At 55.9% G+C, this 23,170-nt stretch carries 13 protein-coding genes; 6 read left to right on the forward strand and 7 right to left on the reverse strand.

The window, feature by feature from the left end:
- Positions 1 to 161: 161 nt before the first annotated feature.
- The gene (locus RG807_RS06420; RefSeq protein WP_435404656.1) at positions 162 to 308 is read left to right on the forward strand and encodes a hypothetical protein; all 147 of its coding nucleotides are present in this window, start codon (positions 162 to 164) and stop codon (positions 306 to 308) included.
- 5 nt (positions 309 to 313) lie between these two features.
- Here RG807_RS06420 and RG807_RS06425 read toward each other — a convergent pair whose 3' ends face one another.
- Both RG807_RS06425 and RG807_RS06430 read right to left on the reverse strand, forming a co-directional pair.
- Entirely contained in the window at positions 314 to 826 is a 513-nt protein-coding gene (locus RG807_RS06425; protein WP_309044152.1) for a lipocalin family protein, read from the reverse strand.
- 94 nt (positions 827 to 920) lie between these two features.
- Positions 921 to 2,369 carry a phospholipase D family protein gene (locus tag RG807_RS06430; protein ID WP_309044153.1) on the reverse strand — a complete coding sequence of 483 codons (1,449 nt, stop codon included), beginning with the start codon at positions 2,367 to 2,369 and terminating at the stop codon, positions 921 to 923.
- Positions 2,370 to 2,750: 381 nt separating this feature from the next.
- On the opposite strand from RG807_RS06430, the gene RG807_RS06435 reads away from it, so the two are divergent.
- Positions 2,751 to 5,111: a sensor domain-containing phosphodiesterase gene (locus RG807_RS06435; RefSeq protein ID WP_309044154.1), complete on the forward strand. Its 2,361-nt coding sequence runs from the start codon at positions 2,751 to 2,753 to the stop codon at positions 5,109 to 5,111.
- Between the two features lie 43 nt (positions 5,112 to 5,154).
- Positions 5,155 to 5,526, forward strand: a complete 372-nt coding sequence (locus RG807_RS06440; protein ID WP_298451445.1) for a VOC family protein — start codon at positions 5,155 to 5,157, stop codon at positions 5,524 to 5,526.
- 28 nt (positions 5,527 to 5,554) lie between these two features.
- Here RG807_RS06440 and RG807_RS06445 read toward each other — a convergent pair whose 3' ends face one another.
- The 4 genes from RG807_RS06445 to RG807_RS06460 all read right to left on the reverse strand — a co-directional run bounded on the left by RG807_RS06445 (position 5,555) and on the right by RG807_RS06460 (position 12,060).
- Positions 5,555 to 7,819 (reverse strand): ATP-dependent DNA helicase, encoded by a 2,265-nt coding sequence (locus RG807_RS06445; protein WP_309044155.1) that lies wholly within the window; start codon positions 7,817 to 7,819, stop codon positions 5,555 to 5,557.
- Positions 7,816 to 9,528, reverse strand: coding sequence for a VRR-NUC domain-containing protein (locus tag RG807_RS06450; RefSeq protein WP_309044156.1), 1,713 nt, complete (start codon positions 9,526 to 9,528; stop codon positions 7,816 to 7,818). Before RG807_RS06450 ends, RG807_RS06445 begins: the two co-directional genes overlap by 4 nt.
- Before the next feature lie 95 nt (positions 9,529 to 9,623).
- The gene (locus RG807_RS06455) at positions 9,624 to 11,189 is read right to left on the reverse strand and encodes a tetratricopeptide repeat protein (RefSeq protein WP_309044157.1); all 1,566 of its coding nucleotides are present in this window, start codon (positions 11,187 to 11,189) and stop codon (positions 9,624 to 9,626) included.
- Between the two features lie 97 nt (positions 11,190 to 11,286).
- Positions 11,287 to 12,060, reverse strand: a complete 774-nt coding sequence (locus RG807_RS06460; protein ID WP_309044158.1) for a hypothetical protein — start codon at positions 12,058 to 12,060, stop codon at positions 11,287 to 11,289.
- A gap of 397 nt (positions 12,061 to 12,457) precedes the next feature.
- Here RG807_RS06460 and recC point away from each other — a divergent pair, with 397 nt between their 5' ends.
- The 3 genes from recC to recD are packed head-to-tail and all read left to right on the forward strand — an operon-like array spanning position 12,458 to position 22,025.
- Entirely contained in the window at positions 12,458 to 16,006 is a 3,549-nt protein-coding gene (recC, locus tag RG807_RS06465; protein WP_309044160.1) for an exodeoxyribonuclease V subunit gamma, read from the forward strand.
- Positions 16,003 to 19,734 carry an exodeoxyribonuclease V subunit beta gene (gene recB / locus RG807_RS06470; protein WP_309044161.1) on the forward strand — a complete coding sequence of 1,244 codons (3,732 nt, stop codon included), beginning with the start codon at positions 16,003 to 16,005 and terminating at the stop codon, positions 19,732 to 19,734. The genes recC and recB overlap by 4 nt, the downstream gene beginning before the upstream one ends.
- Entirely contained in the window at positions 19,731 to 22,025 is a 2,295-nt protein-coding gene (recD, locus tag RG807_RS06475; RefSeq protein WP_309044162.1) for an exodeoxyribonuclease V subunit alpha, read from the forward strand. Before recB ends, recD begins: the two co-directional genes overlap by 4 nt.
- Here recD and RG807_RS06480 read toward each other — a convergent pair.
- Positions 21,913 to 23,142, reverse strand: a complete 1,230-nt coding sequence (locus RG807_RS06480; RefSeq protein ID WP_309044163.1) for a phage tail sheath family protein — start codon at positions 23,140 to 23,142, stop codon at positions 21,913 to 21,915. The genes recD and RG807_RS06480 overlap by 113 nt on opposite strands.
- Positions 23,143 to 23,170: the final 28 nt, after the last annotated feature.

Here is a 23,170-nt window from a genome sequence, read left to right on the forward strand (position 1 = left end):
TCCGCTGCCACATTAGTTTTTCTTTTAGTATCGCCCTCACCAAAAACCTACTCAGCAAGCCAACTCCATAGCGACATCGAAAAGCTCCGCCACCGATACTCTGGTTCTGAGCGAGGAACTCACCCGCATCCTGATCGACCAGCAGTTAGTGGAAGCGGGATGTGATCGCCATCCCAAAGGCCGCCACTCCCGAGCACGTTGAGCAGAACGCTGCGGCCCTGGCGCTGAACCTGTCGGACGAGGCTCTGGCGCGGTTGGATAAGGCCTTCCCCCCACCTACCCGCAAGACTCCACTCGATATTGTGTAGCGGGGCTACTGCGCCACCAGAATCAACTCGGTTAAATCAAAGCCCTCCGCCACGGCCCGAGCTTTGAACGCCGCCAACGCCTCCTCACTCACCTCCGGCGTGCGCGACATCAGCCACAGGTAATCCCGGTTGTAGCCGGTAATGTAGGCGGTGGAGTATTGGTTATCCAGCTCAAACACCACATACGACGCATAGAAAGGCCCGAAAAACGAGACTTTAAGGTGGCCCACGTCGCTGTCGCCCACGAACACCGCCCGGCCGTCAGCTTCCTGCCACTGGCCTTCTTCGGCGTTGTAGCCCCGGTTGATGACCTTGATGCTGCCGTCGTCGTTCAGGCTGTAGTTGGCGGTCACCCTGCTGAGCCCTTCCTCAAAGGAATGATCCAGCCGGGCGATTTCGTACCAGGTGCCCAGGTAGCGCTGCTGGTCGAAACCGGTAACCGGTTCAATATCCTGGGGCACTCCGGTGCAGGCGCTGAGTAAACACAATGCAGTTGTGAAAACCAGAACACACTTCATCAAAAAATCTCCTGAAAGCGTCGGCGGGTTATCACCTTACCAAAGCGTGGTCCCGGATTTTCGGTTTAGCTGTTTCAAGCGGAGAGTGCTGCCCCTACAACAACCCCTCAACCGGCAAAAACGAGAAAACAGAAACCAGCATCCGCTTGATCAGCCCGGTGCCCGGATCGTGGCTGTGCCGGATCTCTTCCTCGCCATTACGCTCAATCCACTGCAAATCGCCGTCCTCATCCAGTACCACTTCATACGCCGTTACCCGAACCTGCTCCTCGAAATGGTCTTCCATTGTCTGAGTCAGCTCCGGACTTTCAATTACAAAGCCCAGCTCGGTGTTGATGTGTACGGATCGCGGATCAAAGTTGAACGATCCTACAAACAGGCTTTCGCCGTCGATGGCGAAGGTTTTTGCATGCAGGCTGGACGAGGAGCTGCCCATCAGGCTGCTTTGCAGGTCTTTTTCAACGGTATTGGCAGACAGCTTGCGCAGTTCGAACAACTGTACGCCGGCTTCCAGAAGCGGCTTGCGGTATTTGGCGTAGCCGGCATGAACCATGGCCACGTCGTTGGCTTCCAGTGAGTTGGTGAGCACGCGCACCCTGACGCCTTTTCGTTCCAGATCGCGGAACATTTCCACACCGGTTTTGGTGGGTATGAAGTATGGAGAAACCAGCGTCAAAGAACGCTGAGGATTGCCCATGGCCGCGGCCATTTGTTGAGCCAGCAAACCTTTTTTAGGCTTTTTCCCCAGTACCTTGGCGGGGTCATCGCTAACCATGGTGACCGGCGCCCAGGTGAAATCCAGATCACGGTCCAGAAGCTTTTGCAAAAACACCGATTCCTTTATTGCACATACGTACTCGCCGGCTTCCGTGGAGGTGCTGCAGGCTTTGGCCGTTTCTACTATCCGCGCAAGATCCTTTTCGTCGGGTTTGCCAAGAATAGTGGAGGCGGGGTAGGCCGAAGCGCTTGACCAATAGCGGTCAAAATCCGTCGAAAGATTCTGCACCACCGGCCCGATAGCCAAAACATCAAGGTCGGCAAACAGTGCGCCCTGCCCAGCTCCGAAATACTCATCGGCCACGTTGCGCCCGCCAATAACGGCCGCCTGATTGTCGGCGGTGAAGGATTTATTGTGCATGCGGTGATTCAGCCGCTGAAAGCTGGTGATGTAACCAATCCACTTGGGGCTGCGCACAACAAAGGGGTTAAACAGCCGCACCTCGAAATTCGGGTGGGTGTTGAGCGCTGCCAGAGCATCATCAAGCCCCGAGATGCCATTGTCGTCCAGCAGTAGTCGAACGCGCACACCGCGCTCAGCCGCCTTGTAAAGCGCATCGAGTAGAAGGGTGCCCGTAATGTCGTACTGCCAGATGTAGTACTGCACATCCAGGGAGGCTTCGGCCCCTTTGGCCAATACGGCCCGCGCAGCAAAAGCATCGTGGGCGTCTGGCAACAGCAGAACACCACTTTCCCCGGGATGGGCGTTTGCCAGAGGCGCGATGGCGCGCCCCAGCTGTGTGTCTTTCGTAACTTCGATAGGCATCGATTGGCTTCCGGTCCTATCTGGCATGGGTGGCAGTGCACAGCCGCTGATTATCATAAAAACAGACATAAGAAGTACGAAGCCCGGAATGCGCAGGCTGGGTCGGCTGATCATGTAAAAACTTCCTTCGGAGCCAAAAACCAAGTGTAGCAGTTCTCCAGCCACTAACTTCACTTCGGCCAACCGAGCGGTTACTGGCTTATCCCTGATGTTAATGCTGCCGGCGCGCTGGGGACATTGCTAACCCTATTGATTGCGGGTTTCACCCAGCGTGACCGTATGTGGAGCAACCTTCTGGCTGGACCGGTGTCACCAAATGTCACAAAGTATCAAATATCTATCTGTTAACATTTCATTCGCTGGCTTCTCCAAGGACCCCGAATGAACGTGACGGAAAATGAAAAAAGACGACTCTCAGCGGTAATCAGGCTGGGGATTCTCGACACTCCACCAGAGGAGCGGTTTGAGCGCCTTACCCGAATTGCCCGCCAGCATTATCGGGTCAAAACCGCCTTGTTCACCGTGCTGGATCACGACCGCCAGTGGTTCAAATCACACCAGGGGCTCGAAGTTACTGAAACACCGCGCTCGGTAGCATTTTGCGATCATGCCATACGGCAGGATCGTATTTTTGTCGTGGAAAACGCCTCCCTGGACCCGCGGTTTCGCAACAATCCTTTTGTGGTGGATAGACCGCACATCCGCTTCTATGCAGGCATGCCGGTGCGCGAGCCCGGCGGCTTCAAAGTCGGCACCTTGTGCATCATCGACGACAGGCCCCGACAGTTCACCGAGAAAGACCTGGATGTTCTCCGCACTCTGGCGACCATGGTGGAGAAGGAGCTGGAGCGCTCATACATTGAGTCGGATAAAAGCGAGTATGTACCTGTCTCCCAACTCAACCGGGCCATTCATCATGCCCAGAATGTATTCCTCACAAGCGACAACGAACGCTCAGCATTCAGCCAAATGCTCAGTGACCTACTTGCCCTGACGGGCAGCCAATTCGGGCTTATCGGCGAAGTTCTGCATAAGAGCAACGGCGCACCGTTTCTCAAGGTCGGCGCTATTACCAACATCGCATGGAGCCCGGAAACCCAGGCCCTGTATCAGGACGTGGAACGCCGGGGCATGGTTTTTGATCGCCTGGACAATATTCTGGGTCTACCTATGGTGTCCGGTGAGACCATCATCTCCAACAATCTGTCCCAGGATTCCAGGCGCGGTGGTTTGCCTCCAGGACACCCAACTATCAATACCTACATAGGTATCCCGGTGTTTTCCGGTGACACCCATCTGGGCATGATTGGCCTGGCGAACAGGGCCGAAGGTTACTCTCAGAAGCTTGCAGACGAACTGGCACCGCTCTCGCAAACCCTTGCCAATCTGATCGAACGCAAACGTCTGTACGAGGAAAAAGGCAGCCATAAAAGAGATCTTGAACTGGCAGCGAATTACGACGCGCTGACCGGCTTGCCCAATCGCCACCGGCTCACTGAATTATTTGAGCAGGAACTCTATGAAGCTGGCCAGAGAAATGGCCAGGTGTCTGTGTGCTTTATTGATCTGGACGGCTTCAAGAGCATTAACGATGAACACGGCCACGCGGTAGGGGATGCAGTTCTGAAATCCGTGGCCGAAAAACTCAAGGCAACGGTGCGCAGCCACGACATTGTGGCTCGCCTGGGCGGTGACGAGTTTGTGGCTATCCTGCGGGATGTGGGCGATGAGCGGGTTTACGCACGCCTTCTGGATGCCATCCGACAGCCCATCAATTTTCGGCATAATGTACTGCAGGTTTCCGGCAGCATGGGTGTTACGGTGTACCCGGACGATAACGTCGATTCTGACCTGCTCCTTCGCCATGCAGATCAGGCTATGTACGCTGCCAAGGAAAGCGGCAAGAACAACTTCAAGATATTCGATCTCCGCTCGCATTCTTCCCGTAAAGAGCGGGTTCGGGTGTTGGAGCAAATCGATACGGCTTTGCGCCACCAGCAGCTAGAGCTGTACTACCAACCCAAGATCTGTTTCCACAACCATTGTGTGAACGGCTTTGAAGCCCTCATCCGATGGAACCACCCAGAGGAAGGCGTTCTGGGCCCGGCGCATTTCCTGGAGCATATTGAATACACTGAGTATGCGCGCACATTGGGCAATTTTGTGATCCGCGAGGCCGTAAAGCAGCTTATGGCTTTTGCCCAGCAAGATCTTCCCTACACTCTGAGCGTCAACCTCAGCCCCTGCCACTTCTTGAGCGAAGAGTTCAAGGACGATTTGTCGAGTGCGCTGGAAGATTTACCGAGTGCGCTGCGCGGCCGTCTGATTCTGGAAATTCTTGAAACCACGGCGATGGACGACACTGAAACCGCTCTCAAGAACCTGAAAGCCAGCCGTGATCTGGGTGTGGATGTCGCTCTGGATGACTTCGGAACCGGGTATTCATCTCTGGATTATTTTCGGCGGCTACCTGCCCAAGAGATCAAAATTGACCGGTCGTTCGTAATGGATATGCTGAACGACCCGGACGACAGTATGATTGTCAGTGCTATTGTCAGCCTGTCGAAAAGTTTCAATAGGCGGCTGGTTGCTGAAGGTATTGAGAGTGCCGACGTTGAACGAAAACTGATTGAGCTTGGTTGCGATCTGGGCCAGGGCTTTTTCTACAGCAAGCCTCTGCCACTTCCGGACGCCCTGCGCTGGGCAGAGCAGTTCCGGTGGGACGACAGGCTAACGAAATAACGCCAACCGCGCAGATCGACGGCGCGACACGGGAGAATAGAGCATGATTGGATACGTCACCATTGGTGTCAGCGATATGGAAAAAGCCAAGAAATTCTACACAGAGCTTCTGGCCGATATGGGCGCGAAGCTTCTGCTAGATATGGGCCGAATTGCGTTTATTGGCGAAAGCATGAAATCCCCTATGCTGGCGGTTTGCACGCCCTTCGACGGTTCCCCAAACCACCCGGGTAACGGCAATATGCTGGCCTTGCAGCCAGGCTCGAAAGAAGCGGTTGATACCTACTACAAGAAGGCCATTGAACTGGGTGCAACCTGTGACGGCGAGCCCGGACAGCGTATTCCAAACCAGTTTTATGGTGCCTATGTGAAAGATCCTGACGGCAACAAGCTGGCGTTTTTCCAGTTCGGCTAATCTGCTCAGCCTCAAGACTGGGATAGCGTTATTGAGTTGTCTCAGTCTTGAACCACCACTCCGGTAACAACCCTCGAATCTGCGGCTGCATAAAGCGGTCGTCAATCAGCCAGATCACCCCACGATCGTCCGGCGTGCGAATCACCCGGCCAGCGGCCTGAGCCACTTTCTGTAAACCCGGAATCATGTAGGTATAGTCATAGCCGGCACCAAAGCGCTTGTGCAAGCGGTGTTTGAGAATCTCATGCCAGGCATCAAACGGCGGCAGGCCCAGGGTAGCCACAAACGCGCCAATCAACTGCTCGCCCGGCAAATCGATACCTTCGCTGAACACGCCTCCCAGAACGGCAAACGCCACGCTACCGGATTCTTCCCGGAACCCTGCCAGAAACTCTTGTCGCTGCTGCGGGCTCATTCCCGAATGCTGCGAACGCTGGGGCACATCCGGCGCGAAGTAACTCAGTGCGTTGCTCACTTCATTCAGATATTTAAAGCTGCTGAAAAACGCCAAGTAGTGCCCCGGGCGATCCCGAAATTGCTTCGCGATCAGTTCTGAAATGGGCTCCACCGATGCCTCGCGGTGAGCCTGTCGAGTGCTGATCTTTGGGGTGAACTGCACCTGCAACTGATCGGCACTGAAGGGGCTTGGCAGCGAGATAAAACGGCTATTCTCCGGTAAACCCAGCAAGTCCCTGTAATACACGCCGGGGCTGAGGGTGGCAGAGAACAGCAATACTGAGGCGGCAGCCTGAAAGCGATCCCGCAGGAAGTCCGCCGGCACCAGATTCTGAATGGCAACGCTTGCCCTGCCTCGGCCTTCACGGCGAAATTCGCACAGGGAATGATCTCCAAAGGAGTTCGCCAACTTCATGAAGGCGACGGACTCGAACAATACTTCCTGCAACGCCAAGTCCGGCGGGTTATCGGCCAGGTAATCTGACAACCCGGAGACCAACCCCTGCAGGCTGCCAGTAAGCGCAGCGGGAAGCTCATCGAGAAATACCGGCGTGTTACCTTTCTCTGAATGATCACGGATAACACCCTGCCAAGCTCGGGCGGTGCGATCCAGGTGCGGCTTCAGGACCTTGGGTGCGGTTTTTCGGATTCTCAGCAGCCGTTGCTGGTCCAGCTGCACCGAATACATGCCTCGCCCGCGATCCACCAGATTGTGGGCTTCATCCACAAGCACTGCGGTTTTCCAATTGTTCTGCCGGGTGAGGCCGTGGAGCAGGGCAGACTGATCAAACATCCGGTTTACATCGCCAATAATGACATCGCACCAGCGGGCCATTTCCTGAGCCAGAAAATAGGGACAAATATCGTGGCCAGCTGCAATCTTCACCAACACCTCCTGAGTGAGCGTTGTGCCCGCCTGAGCAGCTTCGGCACGGGCATCTGGCAAACGATCAAAGAAGCCTTTGGCCAGTGGACAGGAATCGCCATGGCAGGCTTTATCCGGGTGCTCACACGCATCTGACTTGGCCACCAGTTCCAACGTACGCAAGGGCCAGATGTGCGGTTCTTCCTGTGCCGCGCGCAAACGCTCCACTGCGTCCACCGCCAGCTGCCGGGCGGTATTTCGGCAGGTGAGGTAAGCCAGTCGGTCGTGCTTGGCTGTGGGCATGGCCATCAGTGCGGGGAACAGGGTGCCCAGGGTTTTACCCAAGCCTGTGGGTGCTTCGAGCAGCAGGGTTTCGCCTTTCACGGCGTTTTTGTAGACGGTTTCAGCAAGCTGTCGCTGGCGAGGACGAAAATGTTTGAACGGGAAGCGCAGGTCGGCAAGGCGAATATCCCGCTGCTCCCGGTGGTGGGCTTCCTGCTCTGCCCATAACCGGTAACGCCCGCACAGGGTTTCCAGCTCCTGCCACAACTCCTTGGCGGTGGCGGTTTCAGTCACCGGTGTTTCCCGGTTGTTGCCAATATTGAAGTACACCAGCGACAGCTTCAGGGTTTTGCGGTTTTCCTGTTTGCAGAGAAGGGCGCCGTAGGCTCTTAGCTGGGCTCGATGCAACGCCCGTTGATGGGGTCGTATTCGGGACAAGTCTCCACGGTGAGTTTTGATTTCCTCCAGCAAGCCAGAGTGGGGGTTATACACATCGGCCCGGCCATACAGCTCTAGCCCCAAGCATTCACCGGTAAGTGAATACTCGCTTTTGTAGCCGTAACCGCGTTTACCCTGAATGGCTTGATGGCCAAGAACGCCCTCTTCTGCACTGGGTGCCGGGGTGTAACGGAAGTCCAGATCACCTTCTCTCGCAGCAAATTCGCAAAGGGTTCGAACCGCCACCCTCATGTTGTTGCCTCGCTGTCTTGCCAGCGTAGGTAACACACGCTGGCGGCAATGCCCTTGCGGGCAAAGAAGTGTAGCCAGCGGATTTGATGATCCTGCAGTCGGTCGCCCGGGCCTTTTACTTCGATCATTTCATAACGGGCCCTATCTTCGTCGATTTGCGCCGAAAACTTGATAAGATCAGGGAAACCACTTCGATGTTCGCGTATATTCAATAAGATCCGTTCAAACATAAGCTGCAAGTCTGCGGCGGGAATTCTATCCAGTGCCAGGTTCAGCAATTCTTCATCCAGAGCCGGCCAAACAACAAAAGGATTGGTGATGCCCTGCTTGGCTGCGTAGGTATCCAGAATTTTCTGGCGATAGCTGCCATTCTTCAGTGCAGCAAAACACTCATCGAACGATTCTTGCCGGCGACTCACAAAATCTTCCCGCACCAAGTCTGCGGGGCCGGTATGGAAGGGGTGAAAGAAGGCACCGGGAATGGCTTTGAATATCGTATGCCAGCACAGCAAGCCGAACAGGCCGTTGATCAGGGTGTTTTCCACATAGAACACTGGCGCTTCCGGCGTGGAAAGCCGATCTCGAACCACTTCTTCCACCGAGTTGGCGGACTGCGCCATGGTTAGCGTGAACTCGCGGATTTCAGGATTCACCAGCGCAGGCGGAACTGGCTCGCCCACCTTTTTAGCCAGCCGCTTAACAATGCGGGCCAACCCCTGAGCTTCGGCATCGCTTAGCTCCTGGTTTTGCCAGTGTGCCGCAATATTCCAAGCTTCCTCGAAGCGTTTCATTCGCTCCAGCAGCCGCAGCTGTTTTAATCTGGCCTCTCGGTGCCTGCTGGCAGCCAGTGCCTGCAATGCCAGTTCCCGGTCACCCTGTCGTTCCGCCTGCCGCCCCAACTCAAGCAACAAGCGATCACGGCGGCTGGTCAGCCAGGGGTTGTCCGTAGCCGCCGGAAGATCAGCCCAAACCTCAGCGGCGGGCACGCCAGCATCCAGGCTCTCCCGGCAGTGGTGCATGGCCAGGTAAGTATCCACCTCGCTACGATGAGTGAACGCCCGCGCTTCAGGGGTAAACTCAACCCGTTCATAGCGGTGATGGCCTAGCTCCACCAACACAAAATCCGACCAGCTTTGGCGCAGATTTCCGAAGAACATCAGGCGAATGCGATCGAACAAAGACATGTGGCTCACCCGCACCACCGGCGAAGCCGTGTCATTAAACCAGTCTGCCAGTGAGCGAGCATCGGCAAAGGCTCCCTGCAGGGTTTCCTTCATTCGGGCTTTGGGGAGATTTTTGGCAAGCCCGACTTGCTCCAGCATTGGTGCAAAAGCCGTGCGCAGTTCAACCAAAGTAAATAGACGGAAAATATCATCCAGAGCCAGCAGGGGATCGGCATCCAGCCAACCACCGGCAATCAACTCATCAAGCGCCTCCGCTTCCGGGCACCCCAACTCCGGGTAATTCAGCTTATCAGCGCGAAACAAGTCCCCTGTGCGCATCACCATGCGAGTCAGCAAGGCACGGGCAGCGCGAGGCAACTCAAAAAAATCGCGCAAACAGCCTCGTTCCGGCTCCAGCAGCAAATCCGAGTGATGGTTTGCCACCCAGGCGACAACCGTTTCCATGTTTTGCAGGTAGTACAGGGGGTTTTCAAGATCGGCGGCGGCAGGACGCTCATGGCCTGGACCCACTATCAGCTCAGACATGCCTTATCACCATTCTTAGTTCCTGCCACTATGGAGAATCCGGCGCATTACGCTCGGTCACAGGCAGGTAAAAAAAGCGGCTGCGAGAGTTTAAATTAGCTTTCAGTCAACTGCTGTAGCCGCTGGTAAATCTTTCTGGCTTCCGTACTTCCAAGATCCATGGCCCTCTTCGCATCGACTTTAGCTGCGTCAAAATCCTGCAGGTGGTAATAAGTGCCAGAGCGCTCCAGATAGGCCCGAGGATCATTCGGCTTTATCAAGAGATAGGCTTGCCAGTAATCCAGAATGTCACGGGTTTTCCCCTGCACGAACAGGGCGTGATCAGCCAACTGGTAGTAGCGAAACTCACCGGGACTCATTTCGATCGCGCGATCCAGAATTACCTTTGCCCGTTCTGGTTGATGACCCTCAATCAACTCCTTCGCCTGTCTGAACAGAGCCTCTGCAGATCCGGATGCCTTGGCAGCCCCGTCTGCGGACGGTATGTTCGGGGTGGTAGCATAAGCCATTAACTTTAAACGGAACTTGTTAATCCACTTGTCATCAGGTTTGAGGGCATAGGCTCGCTGGATGTCCATGAGTGATTCATCATAACGTTTGACCGCCGCAAAGGACTTGGCACGCCAGTAATAGTAGTCTCCGTCCTCCTTGTCCTGATTGATTGCCACATTAAAGTCCGCCAAGGCTTTCTCATGCTCGCCCTGCCGTGCGTAACTTTTACCCCTCACGAAGTAACTTCTCGGGCGCCCGCCTTTATCAATCGCTATGGAGAGAAACCCACTAGCTTCCGAATACTCTTTGTTGATGTATGCCATTCGCCCGGCTTCGTAGTAGGCGTAAGAAACCAGCCGGCGAAGCCTTGGGTTGGTATCCACATGATGTTGTGCATTATTTGCAAAGCTGATCATGGACAATGGCGACCCTCCCCATTTTGGGTCCAGGGTTTCAATGTAGTACTTCCTGGCCAAATAGTTCTCTGGGTAGCGTTTTATCGCCTGTTCCAATGTGCGGAGGGCGTCCGGATAGTGTCCACCGGATTTGGCGATATTGATACGCAGGCAGTATGCCCACAGTGCACCATCTTCGAGGAGCAAAGCGCGGCTCACATCACTCTCTGCCCGGTCCATGAAAGCCACCATCCGGTCGATGTTTTCCTTTGGAGTTTCAGCAATATACGCGCCGCCGCGGGCTTCCCAGCCGCGATGTACCAGATAGGTCGCGCGTGCGAGGTACCCTTGATATTGCTGGGGATACTGAGAGATCCAGCGGTCAAATAGTGCCTCCCAAGCCGGAACATCCTGCTGGAATATCTGGTAGGCATCACGGAGATGTAACTCGTTAATGATATCCTTCTTGACCGCTTGCAAGCGGTCAGCCAACACGCTGTTCAATTCGCCAAACTCCTCATTCTCGAAGAGCTTTCTTACCCGAAGGGCGTCGCTTGCTGCAGGCTGACGATACTCGCTTTGTGCCTGGATACCCGGATCAGAAGCCTTTTCTGGCTTTTTCAATACTTCTGCATTTCTTTTCTGTTGGTTGGAAGGCGGCTTATCACTGAAGTGCGTACGGCCATCATCGTCGACCCACTTGTAGATTCCCGCCTGAAGACCAAACGATGTGAATAGGCAAAAGAACGCTGCTATCCTGAGTACGCCGTGCACAGTAACTCCTTGTTTTAGTCCAGGTCGTAATCGAAGATCTGGAGTTGATTCTAATAATGAGGTTTTCCTTTTTGGTACCGCGCACCAACTAATGTAATTATGATGAATTCAGGTTCATCACTGTGCGAGCCCTGAATTCAAATACACGAGAACCAACTTGTGTCACCAGATCGTAAAAGTATTCTGCATGCTCTGGCATATCAAAATTGCTACTCAGTTCAAAAACAATATTTAAAGTGCCGTCCCGAATCTCCAACTTATAAAAAAACACAACGTCGGCAATTGAGCAGAAAAATTCCTTCATACTTTCTTCAGCATCTTTGGGAAAAAACTTGTAGAACAGCAGAGCTCTTTCCAAACTTGATAAATCAGCCCACTCGTCTTCCTCAATAGAATCCGGAACACTTTTTCGTACAACCAACAAATTCGGACAATCCAGGTTATAAAACCCAAGCACCACTTCTGAATCATCTCGAATCATGATTAAAGGGCTGTCCTGATCAGATGGCACTATCCAATATTCATTGGTATCCCAAAATAGCAAAGAGAGACTATTGAAAAACCTGGTACTTGGCCTCTGAGCATCAACAAAATAGCCTGAGGACACCAATTGGCTCTTAATTCTTCTGAATTGATTATCCAGAAGCCTGGTTAATCGCCAAGCAAAAAGAGATGCTACGACCATTAATAGAATCAGCGCGGTCTTTCGATCAATCGACCAGCCGAGCTTTTCCAGGGTAGCAATAATCCCTTGTGGCAATATGATAACCATCAGAAAAACTGCAACTGAATTCCAAAACACCAGAGTTGGTTTACGAAAAAGTTCCGCAAACTCACGCCCCACTCTGGTTAAAAATTTCTCATCTTTCATTTTTTACGATCTGGATTTGAAGAAGCTTCCCGGCCTGGCGCTGAACACCGTCCAGAATTGACTCTGCAATACGCAAAGGAAAATCGCTTGGAAACAAGGTTTCCACTTTACCAAAGGTCGATATTACCATGGTCGAGAAAGCCAATAGGAAGCTTGAGCAAGGCCTCGATTCGGCTTCTGGCATTTTTTACTGCTGCAGCCAAGGCTTCAGCAGATGTGACTTTCATAGCTATAGCCACTAGAGGATTAACTCAGAAATATACCCTGTAGGGGATTAAACACTCACAACCAGCCCTTCCAAAAATTTGAGCAGCAGAGGTTTGCGCTATCCGCTTATCTACCCACATGCGGTAACCTGTAGCATCGGAATTGCCTCAGATATCAAACAGGGAAACCCATGCCCGAACACGCCACCATCACCCCTGGCTTTCACGCCGTTCACGCCAACCATCTGGAAGACCTGCGCCGGGCTGTGGTGTTTATCTGCCAGCAGAACCCTCTGCCACCCCTGCAAAGTGAAACTTTTCTGGTGCAGAGTAATGGTATTGCCCAGTGGCTGAAGCTGGCGCTGGCAGAAAAGCGTTCGGACGATGGCAGCGAAGGCGGGCTCGGTATTGCCGCCGGTATGGACTTTCTGTTCCCGGCGCGATTTATCTGGCAGGCCTACCGTGCCGTGCTGCCGGATGGCGAAGTGCCGGAGCAATCCCCGTTTGATAAGCGCCGGCTGGTATGGCGGCTTTATCGCCTGCTGCCGGAACTGGTTCATACAGACGAAGCGTTTAATCCGCTGGCGCGTTTTCTCGAAGGCAGCGACCCTGATTTGCGGGCGTTCCAGCTGGCGGAGAAGGTAGCGGATCTGTTCGACCAGTATCAGGTGTTCCGTGCCGACTGGCTGGCTGCTTGGGAGCAGGGCCGGGATGTGGTGATCACCGCCCGCAGCGAAGAAAAACCGGTTGAGGAAGATACCCGTTGGCAGCCAATGCTGTGGCGCAAACTGGTGGAAGACACCGGCGCGGAAGCCCACACCAGCCGTTCGCAGATTCATACCCGGTTTATGACCGAGGGCCAGCGCATCTCCGCGCCCGCTCACCCAGGCCGTTTACCCAGGCGCATTGTGGTGTTCGGAGTATCGTCACTGCCGCGTCAGGCACTGGAAGCTCTATATGTACTCAGCCGCTTCAGCCAGGTGGTGCTTTGCGTACACAACCCTTCACAGTTTTACTGGGCGGATATTGTCAGCGACCGCGAACTGCTGAAAGCCGAGCGCAAGCGTGGCAAAGTCCACCAGACCCTGTCGAAGATTGAGGATGCCGACCAACTGCACCAGCACGCTAATCCATTGCTGGCAGCCTGGGGCAAACAGGGCCGGGATTACATTCGCTTGCTGGATGAATTCGATAATCCCGATGAGTACCGCGCCAGCTTCCAGACGCCGGATCAGAAGATCGATATCTTCTCCGAGCACGGATCGGATCAGGCGCCTTGCCTGCTGCATCAGCTTCAGAATGACATCTACAACCTGACGCCGCTTCAGGAAATTCGGGATGAACAGCGTGAGCTCGATCTGGCTCACGACCATTCCATTGCCTTCCACGATGCCCACAGCCCGCAACGGGAAGTGGAGATTCTGCACGATCAGCTGCTGGCGGCCTTCAACGCAGATGCCACGCTGCGACCCCGGGATGTGATGGTGATGGTGCCGGATATCAACGTCTACGCACCTCATATTCAGGCGGTGTTTGGTCGCTATACTTCAGGCCTCAAGCGCCACATTCCGTTCACCATTTCCGATCAAGGCCAGCGCCACCACGAGCCGGTACTGATTGCCCTGGAAACGCTCATGTCGCTGCCCCGCAGCCGTTTCGGGGTGAGTGAGATTATCAGCCTGCTGGAAGTGCCCGGGGTTCGCGACCGCTTCGAGATTGCCGAAGAAGAAATTCCGTTGGCGCGTCGTTGGGTAGAAGGCGCTAACATCCGGTGGGGCCTGCACGGTGCCCACCGGGAAAGCCTGGAGTTGCCTGCCGGTCTGGATCGCAACACCTGGCAGGCTGGCCTGCGTTCCATGCTTTTAGGTTACGGCATGGGCGACGACGAGCCTTGGGCAGGTGTTCAGCCCTACGGTGAAATCGGAGGGCTGCAAGCAAGCTTGGCAGGCCGTCTTGGCGAATTCGTTTATCGCTTGGAAACCTTATGGCAAGAGCTGCAGGCAAGCCGCACACCCCAAGAGTGGGAAGAGCTCTTCTCGGCCATGCTGGAGCAGTTTTTCCACAAGGTAGAAGGGCACGACCTCCTGCTACTTAACCGCTTTCGCCGGCAGCTGGAGCAGTGGCTGGAAGACACGATGGCCGCCGGGCTGGATCAACAGTCGCTTCCGTTGAATATCGTGAAGGACGTATTACTGGAAGGCCTGGATGAGGGCGGTCTGAACCAGCGCTTCCTGGCCGGTAAGGTAAACTTCGCCACACTCATGCCCATGCGTGCGATTCCCTTCCGAAAAGTATGCCTGCTGGGCATGAACGACGGCGACTACCCCCGCTCACGGCCGCCGGTGGATTTTGATCTGATGGCTCAGGATTACCGCCCGGGCGACCGCTCCCGCCGGGAAGACGACCGTTACCTGTTTCTCGAAGCCATGCTCTCAGCTCGCGAGCAGCTGTATATCAGCTGGGTAGGGCGCAGCATCCGTGACGACTCGCCGCGACCACCCTCGGTACTGGTGGGCCAGTTGCAGGATCATCTCGACAGCTTGTGGCAGGTGCCAGGAAAGCCAAAGGATTCCGTAACCGCCGCACTGACCACCAGCCACCCGCTGCAACCCTTCAGCCGCGATTATTTCCCCGAAGCCCAACACACCCGCAGCCTGTTCACCTACGAACACGAATGGCGCGGTGCCCATGGCAACGAAGCTGAAGAACAGCGTGAACAACAAACCGCTCTGCCGTATCACCAACCTGAGGAACCTATTACCCTCAACGATCTGGCTGGCTTCCTTAAAAAGCCTGTGGATACCTTTTACCAGCGTCGCTTGCAGGTGCGCTTCGAGGATGTGGAAGACGACGACACGGATAACGAAAACTTTGATCTGAACGGTCTCGACCGCTGGCGTCTGGATACAGAGCTGATTGAGCAGGGCCTGCTGAAAGCCGGTAACGAAGAAGACCTCCACGAAAGACTGGAAAGCACGCTGGATCGCATGGCGCGACGTGGCGACTTGGGTATGGGCGTCACCGAGCACCGATTACGAGGCGATCTCTCCGGCCGCATACCGGATCTGTTCCAACGCTATCAAAGCGCCTTGGCAGAGTGGCCCGAAGCGATCACTGAACCCTTGCCGTTTGAATATCGTCTGTCCAATAACACGGGATCGGTAGAAGTGCTGGACTTGATTAACAACCTGCGCCGCAACCACGAAGGCAATGCCTGCCGCCTGGTTATCGCCGGTTCCAGTCTGCTCACCGCCAGCGGTAACAGCAAGAAGCTCCGCTACGCCAACCTGATGCGGGACTGGGTGATTCATCTGGCCGGACAATTAACGGCACAACCGTTTGAAACCCTGATTCTGGGCAAGGAAGAAGGGCGGAAAGTCCGCTTTGCGACTCTGCCAAAGGAAACTGCCGCCAAGCATCTGGACGCCATACTGGCCCATTGGATAGAAGCCAGCACCCGCGCCTTGCCGCTGCACTGTGAAGCCGGTTTCGCCTGGATTTACAGCTTCTACCAGAGCAAGAAATTTCTCGGTGATCACGAACGCGCCATCAGCGATGCCCAACAGGCCTACACCACAGCCCTGGAGCGCGACACAGGCTATCTGCGCGGTGCCTTTGAAAATCCTGAAGCCCTGATGGAAAGCGGCGAATTTGAAGCCTTGCTGCACGCGCTTTATGTGCCCCTTTGGGAAGCCGAACAGGATAAATCCGCCGCTGGTCAGATTGAGGGCAAGCTATGACAGCCACCACTGTGACAAAAAACCCGAACCTCGATCCACTGGCGCTGTCCCTGAACGGCAGCAGCCTGATCGAAGCTAGTGCCGGCACTGGAAAAACCTTTACCATCGCCATTCTTTACGTGCGTTTTGTGCTCGGCCACGGACAACCCGAGGGCAGCCCTCTGGCTGCCGGCATGCTGCCGCCCAACCTGCTGGTGGTCACCTTCACCGACGCCGCCACCAAGGAACTTCGGGATCGTATCCGCACCCGGCTCACTCAGGCCGCCGAGGTGTTTTCCAGCGCCGCGGAAAGCCTCCAACCCACGCCTGAAACCGCTCTGATCCATCAGCTCCGGGATGACAGCTACCCAGACCCGGCAACTTGGCCGGACTGCCGCAAAAAACTGCTGCTGGCGGCCGAGTGGATGGACGAAGCTGCGGTGTCCACCATTCACGCTTGGTGTAACCGGATGCTCACTGAGCATGCGTTCGACAGCGGCAGCCTGTTCCGCCTTTCTCTGGAAACCGATCAGAGTGAACTTCTCGATGAAGTCGCACGGGACTACTGGCGTACCTTTATCTACCCGCTGTCGCCGGTACTGATGGACGAAGTGCTGAGCCACTGGAAAACCCCGGACATCCTGCGCGCCTCTGTGCATAACCTGCTCGTCGATGCCGATTCCTTTGAAGTCGCCACCGACGATGTAAAGCAGGCCATCGAAGCTACTGTGCAAAAGCGCATGGAGCAGGCTCAGGCTTTGAAAGCCTACCCATGGGCAGACTGGAAGCCTGAAGTTACCGACATGCTGATTGCGCTGAACAAGAGCAAACGCCTGCACGGTGGGAGCATGAAGCCAATGATTGCCGCTTGGGACAAACTGCTGGACTGGGTCGCTTCCGATGAGCTCTACCCGGAGGGTCTGGACAAGGCCGGTTTCCAGAACCAGACACCGGACGTTCTGCCGACAAAACTCAAAGGCGAGGGCGATGCACCCCATCATCCCGCTTTTGATGCCATTGCAGAGTTGATCGAATTCAGCCAGAGCCTGCCCAGCGCCGAGGCCGACATTCTCCGGCATGCCAGTTGCTGGATTGCAGCGCGGCTGGAATCGGAAAAGCAAAAGCGCTCGGAAATGGGCTTTGACGACCTGCTCACACGGCTGGACGACGCCCTGCATGGCCCCCGTGGCGATCAACTGGCAGCCACCATTCGTCGCCAATTCCCGGTGGCGCTGATTGACGAATTCCAGGACACAGATCCGGTGCAATACCGCATCTTCAACCGCATCTACCGGGTTGCAGAGAATCATCCGGATACCTGCCTGCTGATGATTGGCGATCCGAAGCAGGCCATTTACGGCTTCCGCGGCGCCGACATCTACACCTATCTGGACGCCCGTACCGGCGCCCGAGACCGCACCTGGACGCTGGGCCGCAACTTCCGTTCGTCCAAACCCATGGTGACAGCGGTCAACCGAGTGTTTGAACATGGCGACCTGAACAGCCCGGAAGGCGCCTTCCTGTTCGGCAAGGGCAACACCTCACCCCTGCCATTTCAGGGAGTAGACGCCAACGGCACCAAGCGCCTGTGGTCGGTAAATGGCGAGGTACAGCCCAGCCTCACCCTATGGTCACTGGAAAGCGATCAGGAAGACAAAAATGGCAATCGTAAAGGCCTCGCGAAAGGCGCCGCCACAACGGATGTGGCCGAAACCTGCGCCAGCGAAATCGCCCGACTGCTGACACTTGGCCAGCAGGGACTGGCCGGTTTTGCTCTGGAAGAGAACAAAGGCGACCTGGAGCCGGTTGAACCCAAAGACATCGCCATTCTGGTGAATAACCGCAACGAAGCGGCGGCAGTACGGGATGCGCTGGGCCAAAGGCGCATTAAAAGTGTGTACCTGTCTGACCGGGATTCGGTGCTTACCTCGCAAGAAGCCAAAGAAGTGCTGTGCTGGCTCAAAGCCTTTGCTGAGCCGCGGCAACTGGCCTACGCCCGGGCTGCTCTGGCCACGCCCACACTGGGTTTGCCCTGGCGCTACCTTGACCAACTGTTGACCGACGAGATGGCGCTGGAGCGGGAGATTGATCGCTTTATGGGCTATCAGAAGCAATGGCAGAGCCAGGGTGTACTGCCCATGCTGCGCAGCTTCCTGATGGACTTTGATGTACCCGGCCGCCTGCTGCAGCGCCCGGAAGGTGAACGCCGGCTGACCGACATTCTGCACATTGCCGAACTACTGCAACAGGACAGCCTACAACTGGACGGTGAACACGCTCTGGTACACCACTACACCCAGATTCTGCGGCCGGCGGACGAAGAAGACGAACACCGCACCCTGCGCCTGGAAAGCGATGCAGGCCTGGTGAAGGTGATTACGGTGCACAAATCCAAGGGTCTGGAATATCCCCTGGTGTTCCTGCCCTTTGGCACAGCCTTCCGCGCTCAAAGCGAAAGGCAGTCCTTTGTGCGTTATCACGATGACCACTCAAAGCTGATCACCGTATTTGATCCAACGCCGGAAGACGTTGCCCGGGCAGATCAGGAGCGGCTGGGCGAGGACATTCGCAAACTTTACGTGGCCCTGACCCGCGCCCGCTTCGCCACTTGGGTGGGCGTTGCCGAGATTGATAACTGGCACCTCAGCGGTCTGGGGTATTTGCTGGGTGGAGAGCCTGCTGCGCAACACCCGCTGAGTGACGCGCTGAAGCATCTGGTTGATGGCCACACAGAGTTATGTACAGAGGCTCTGCCAGAAGCGACCGGATTGCGTTATGCAGAAGAAGCGCCCGCAGCACTCGGGCCCGCACTGATCTCAACCCGCGAAGCCCGGGAAGACTGGTGGATTGCCAGCTACTCCTCACTGGAATACACCGGGCTTTCCGGTACCGGCATAGCCTTCGCCGGAGAAGTGGAAGACGCCGAAACCCAGAACCTTCTGGAAGAGGGCGCCCACAATCCTGAGGATGAGAACGCAAGCATTTCGCTCAGCCACAGCCTGCACAGCTTCCCGAAAGGCGCAGGCCCCGGAACCTTTCTGCACGACCTGCTGGAGTGGTGCGTACAACAGGGCCTGCAACACATTGTGGATAACCCCGAACACTTGCGTGAGCAGCTCACCCGCCGTTGCAGCACACGAGGCTGGACTGATTGGGTAGATACGCTTGAACACTGGATACTTGCGCTCATTCGCCAGCCACTGCCGTTGAACCGCAGCGGTGGTGAAAGCGTCAGTCTGGCGAGCCTGGGCACCCTGCGCCCGGAACTGGAGTTCTGGTTTGAGAGCCGTAACGTAAGCACCCGGGCCATGGACAAACTGGTGACCCAACACACCCTCAACGGCGCAGACCGACCGCGAGTGGACGACGGGCGCTTCAACGGCATGCTGAAAGGCTTTATCGATCTGGTGTTTGAACACAACGGGCAATATTACGTGCTGGACTATAAATCCAACTATCTTGGCGATAACGACAGCGCCTACACAGATCAGGCCATGGGCGAGGCGATTCTGGAAAAGCGCTACGACCTGCAATACATCCTCTATTTGCTGGCCCTGCACCGCTTGCTGAAAGCCCGCTTGCCGGATTATGACTACGACCAGCACATAGGCGGCGCCGTGTATCTGTTTTTGCGCGGCGTACACGCGCCGGGGGCAGGGGCGTTTACCGACAAACCACCCAGAGAGTTGATTGAACAACTGGATGCCATGTTCGACGGCAAGGCAGTCCCCGGGGAGGTGGCGGCATGAGTAAAACTCGGAATACCGATAACCAGTTTACCTTTGATCTGGAAGAAGCCGCTGATGTGGATAACTCACCTTCAGCTTCTCCCAGCCCAGACCCTAGCCTGGCCTTGGACCAAACCAAAACTGTTCTGGAGCTTCTGGATAGCTGGCAGCAAGCTGGCTGGATTCGCCCGCTGGACGTGCGCTTTGCCCGACTGATTCAAGACCTGTCGGAAGAGCAGGGCAAAGCACCGCAACCGCTGGTTCTGCTTCTCGCTGCACTGACATCCCATCAGGTTGGCCGGGGCCATGTATGTGTGGATCTGGCTGACCTGATAGCTGATGCGAACAGTACTCTCTCCCTCCCAACGGAGGAGCAAGAAAACGCAGATAGCAACCTCAATGGCCCTGAAGAAGTACTGGCTCGCGTATCCACGGAACAATGCCTGGGCGCTCTGGGTATGGCTTTGGCGGTAAGTGATGGCTCACACACCACGCCCCTTGTATTGAGTGGTACTCGCCTCTACTTGCGCCGATTCTGGCGTTACGAACAGAAAATTGCAGCCGGCATTCTGCAGCGTCTGGCACAACCATCTACCCTGGCTGACCCGTCTTCACTGGCTGCAAAAACACTGAGCAATGCTTTGAACGTATTGTTCAAGCCACAGGGTTCTTCGGGCTCTTCGGTGGACTATCAAAAGCTCGCCTGCGCCCTGGCCGCCCGTAATCGGTTTGCCGTTATTACTGGTGGCCCCGGCACCGGCAAAACCACCACAGTAGTAAATTTATTAGCAGCCTTGCAGTCCGTCGCAGGTGAATCTGCCGAGCGAGATGGGCGCAAATACCGTATTCGCCTCGCAGCACCCACAGGCAAAGCCGCGGCCCGACTGAACGAATCCATCGGCGGTGCTGTTAGCCGTCTGCCACTGGCACAGCTGCCGGGGCAGGTGTCTCTCGCGGATATTCCCACCAAAGTAACCACACTCCACAGACTGCTAGGCAGTCGCCCGGACACCCGCAAATTCCGCCATAACCGCGACAACCCGCTGCTGGTGGATATTCTGGTGATTGACGAAGCCTCCATGGTGGATCTGGACATGATGGCGTCGGTGTTCGACGCCCTGCCCGCTAACGCCCAACTCATTCTGCTGGGCGATAAAGACCAACTGGCCTCGGTAGACGCCGGCGCCGTGCTGGGTGAATTGTGCCAGCGCGCGCCAGACGGGCACTATCTGCCAGAAACTGTGCAATGGCTGAAAGCCATAACCGGCACCGACATCCCCGCGAACCTGCAGAACCCCGAAGGCCAGCCGCTGGATCAGGCCGTGGCCATGTTGCGCAAGAGTTACCGCTTTGCCGAAGGCAGTGGCATTCGCCAACTGGCAGAGGCGGTCAACACCAACACCTTGAACGACAGCATGCTTCAGCAAGCCCGCAGCGCCGGTTTTGAGGATGTGGTGTGGCTGAATGGCGGTACCAACAAACCCTCTCTGGAAGACGCTCAGGCGCTCATCTGCCGCCATGCGGTCAGTGGCAGCCCGGAAGCTTTCCACAATAACGGGGAAGGGCGAATCGATGGCAGCAGCCAGCCATTACCGCCGCCGGTAGGCTACCGGCACTACTTATCGCTGATGCAGAGCCACACCCTGGACGCTAATAGCACAACTGGACAGTGGGATGAGCTAGCAAGATCTGTATTAGAGGCGTTCAGTGATTTTCAGGTGCTCTGCGCCCTGCGCCGCGGCCCCTGGGGTGTGGAAGGGCTCAACGAACTCATCGCCCACCACCTGCTCAAGCATAGGCTCATTCCCCGCGCCGAAGGCTGGTACGCCGGGCGCCCGGTACTGATTACCGGAAACGATTACAACCTGGGCCTGATGAACGGCGACGTAGGCATTACCTTCAGCCTGCCCTGGGGCACTGACGATCAGAACAATGACGCACAACCACAGCCAGTATTACGCGTGGCCTTTCCCAGCAGCGATGGCAGCGGCGATATCCGTTGGATATCACCCAGCCGACTACAGCAACTGGAAACCGTGTACGCCATGACGGTTCACAAATCCCAAGGCTCAGAATTCAATCACACCTGCCTGGTGCTACCCGACCGCCTCAGCCCTGTGCTCACGCGAGAGCTGGTATATACCGGCATCACCCGCGCAAAGAACTGGTTCAGCCTGATAACCGGTGATGCCAGCGTATTCAGCGACGGTGTCGCCCAGAGGGTAGTACGCGCTTCCGGGTTAGCGTCGGTGTTGGCGTATGGATTGGCGCCTGGGTTAGAGGAGGGAAGCCAAGACTCTGCTGAATCTTGAGAACAACGAACTCTGCCGGGCGCATCGGAGCGAAGCCAACCAACAGATTAACGCGGCCTAGGTCGATATCGCTCTGAGTGGTGGTGCTGGAATCACAGCGCACAAACCAGGCATCAGACGCCTTCGTGCCTTGAAATGCACCCCGCTGGAAAAGGGCCTGCATGAAGGCGCTGGCGGCTGACCGTATCTGCGCCCACAAGCGCTTGCCATTTGGCTCGGTCATGGCCAATTCCAGTCCACGGGAAAGGCTTTCCTCAATGAACAGCGCCGTGCGGCGGACGGAGATATATTTGTATTCACTGTCACCCGCGTGTTCAAAGCCGGCCATAGTACGCGCACCCCAGACCATCACGCCGCCGGCAAATTGTCGCAGCGCGTTGATTCCCTGGGGGTTCGTTATGCTGTTATCGGCACTCGTAATCACATGCTCTAACCCCGTCACACCCAGAATAGCGGCATTTTTACCCGCCGGTGCTTTCCAGACGCCACGCTGAGTGTCGGTACGCGACATAATGCCCGCTATGGTGCCGGCCGGATCAATAGGCAAAGTCGAAGAAGCGGCCATAATACGAGGCCAGTAGATGGCGGCATGGTCGATAACATTTCCGATACGCATCCCTGCAACTCCGGCTGCAGCCTCAGCCGCCGTTTGCCAGTCTCCACGAGGGTCAACGATGAGGAACGCCCGTTGGCGCTGACAGAATACGCTGGCCGCGCCCCACAGTTGTTGCCGTTGGTCATCCGTCTGCGCCAAACCCCGAGGCAAGGTCAGTAAATTGAATGTATCAACTTCAGACTCAACCGTACTGAAGGCGTTTTCGTAGTCGACGAGTTCAGGCGTGTTTCCGTCGTCGCCTTCAATGCGCACGACGACCGCCTCGCCACCCCCATTTAGGAAAAACTGCTTAACCTGCAGCGCCATCTCGCCATGAGAAACATCAACGCCGAAGGTCTGCTCAAACTCGCCAAACCCTCGAATAATAGTCGGGCTGCTCAGATCACCTTGGCGGGCCATACCGATAAAGAGTGTTATTGATGTCGGCACACCCGCTATGGTTTTCACTCCCGAGGATGTTTCCTCAACATAAACGCCGGGGTATCTCAGACGTGTTGGCATAGTCGTTCCCTGCAAACAATCCATCGAA

The organism is Marinobacter sediminicola (assembly GCF_031157525.1).
Taxonomy (GTDB): domain Bacteria; phylum Pseudomonadota; class Gammaproteobacteria; order Pseudomonadales; family Oleiphilaceae; genus Marinobacter; species Marinobacter sediminicola.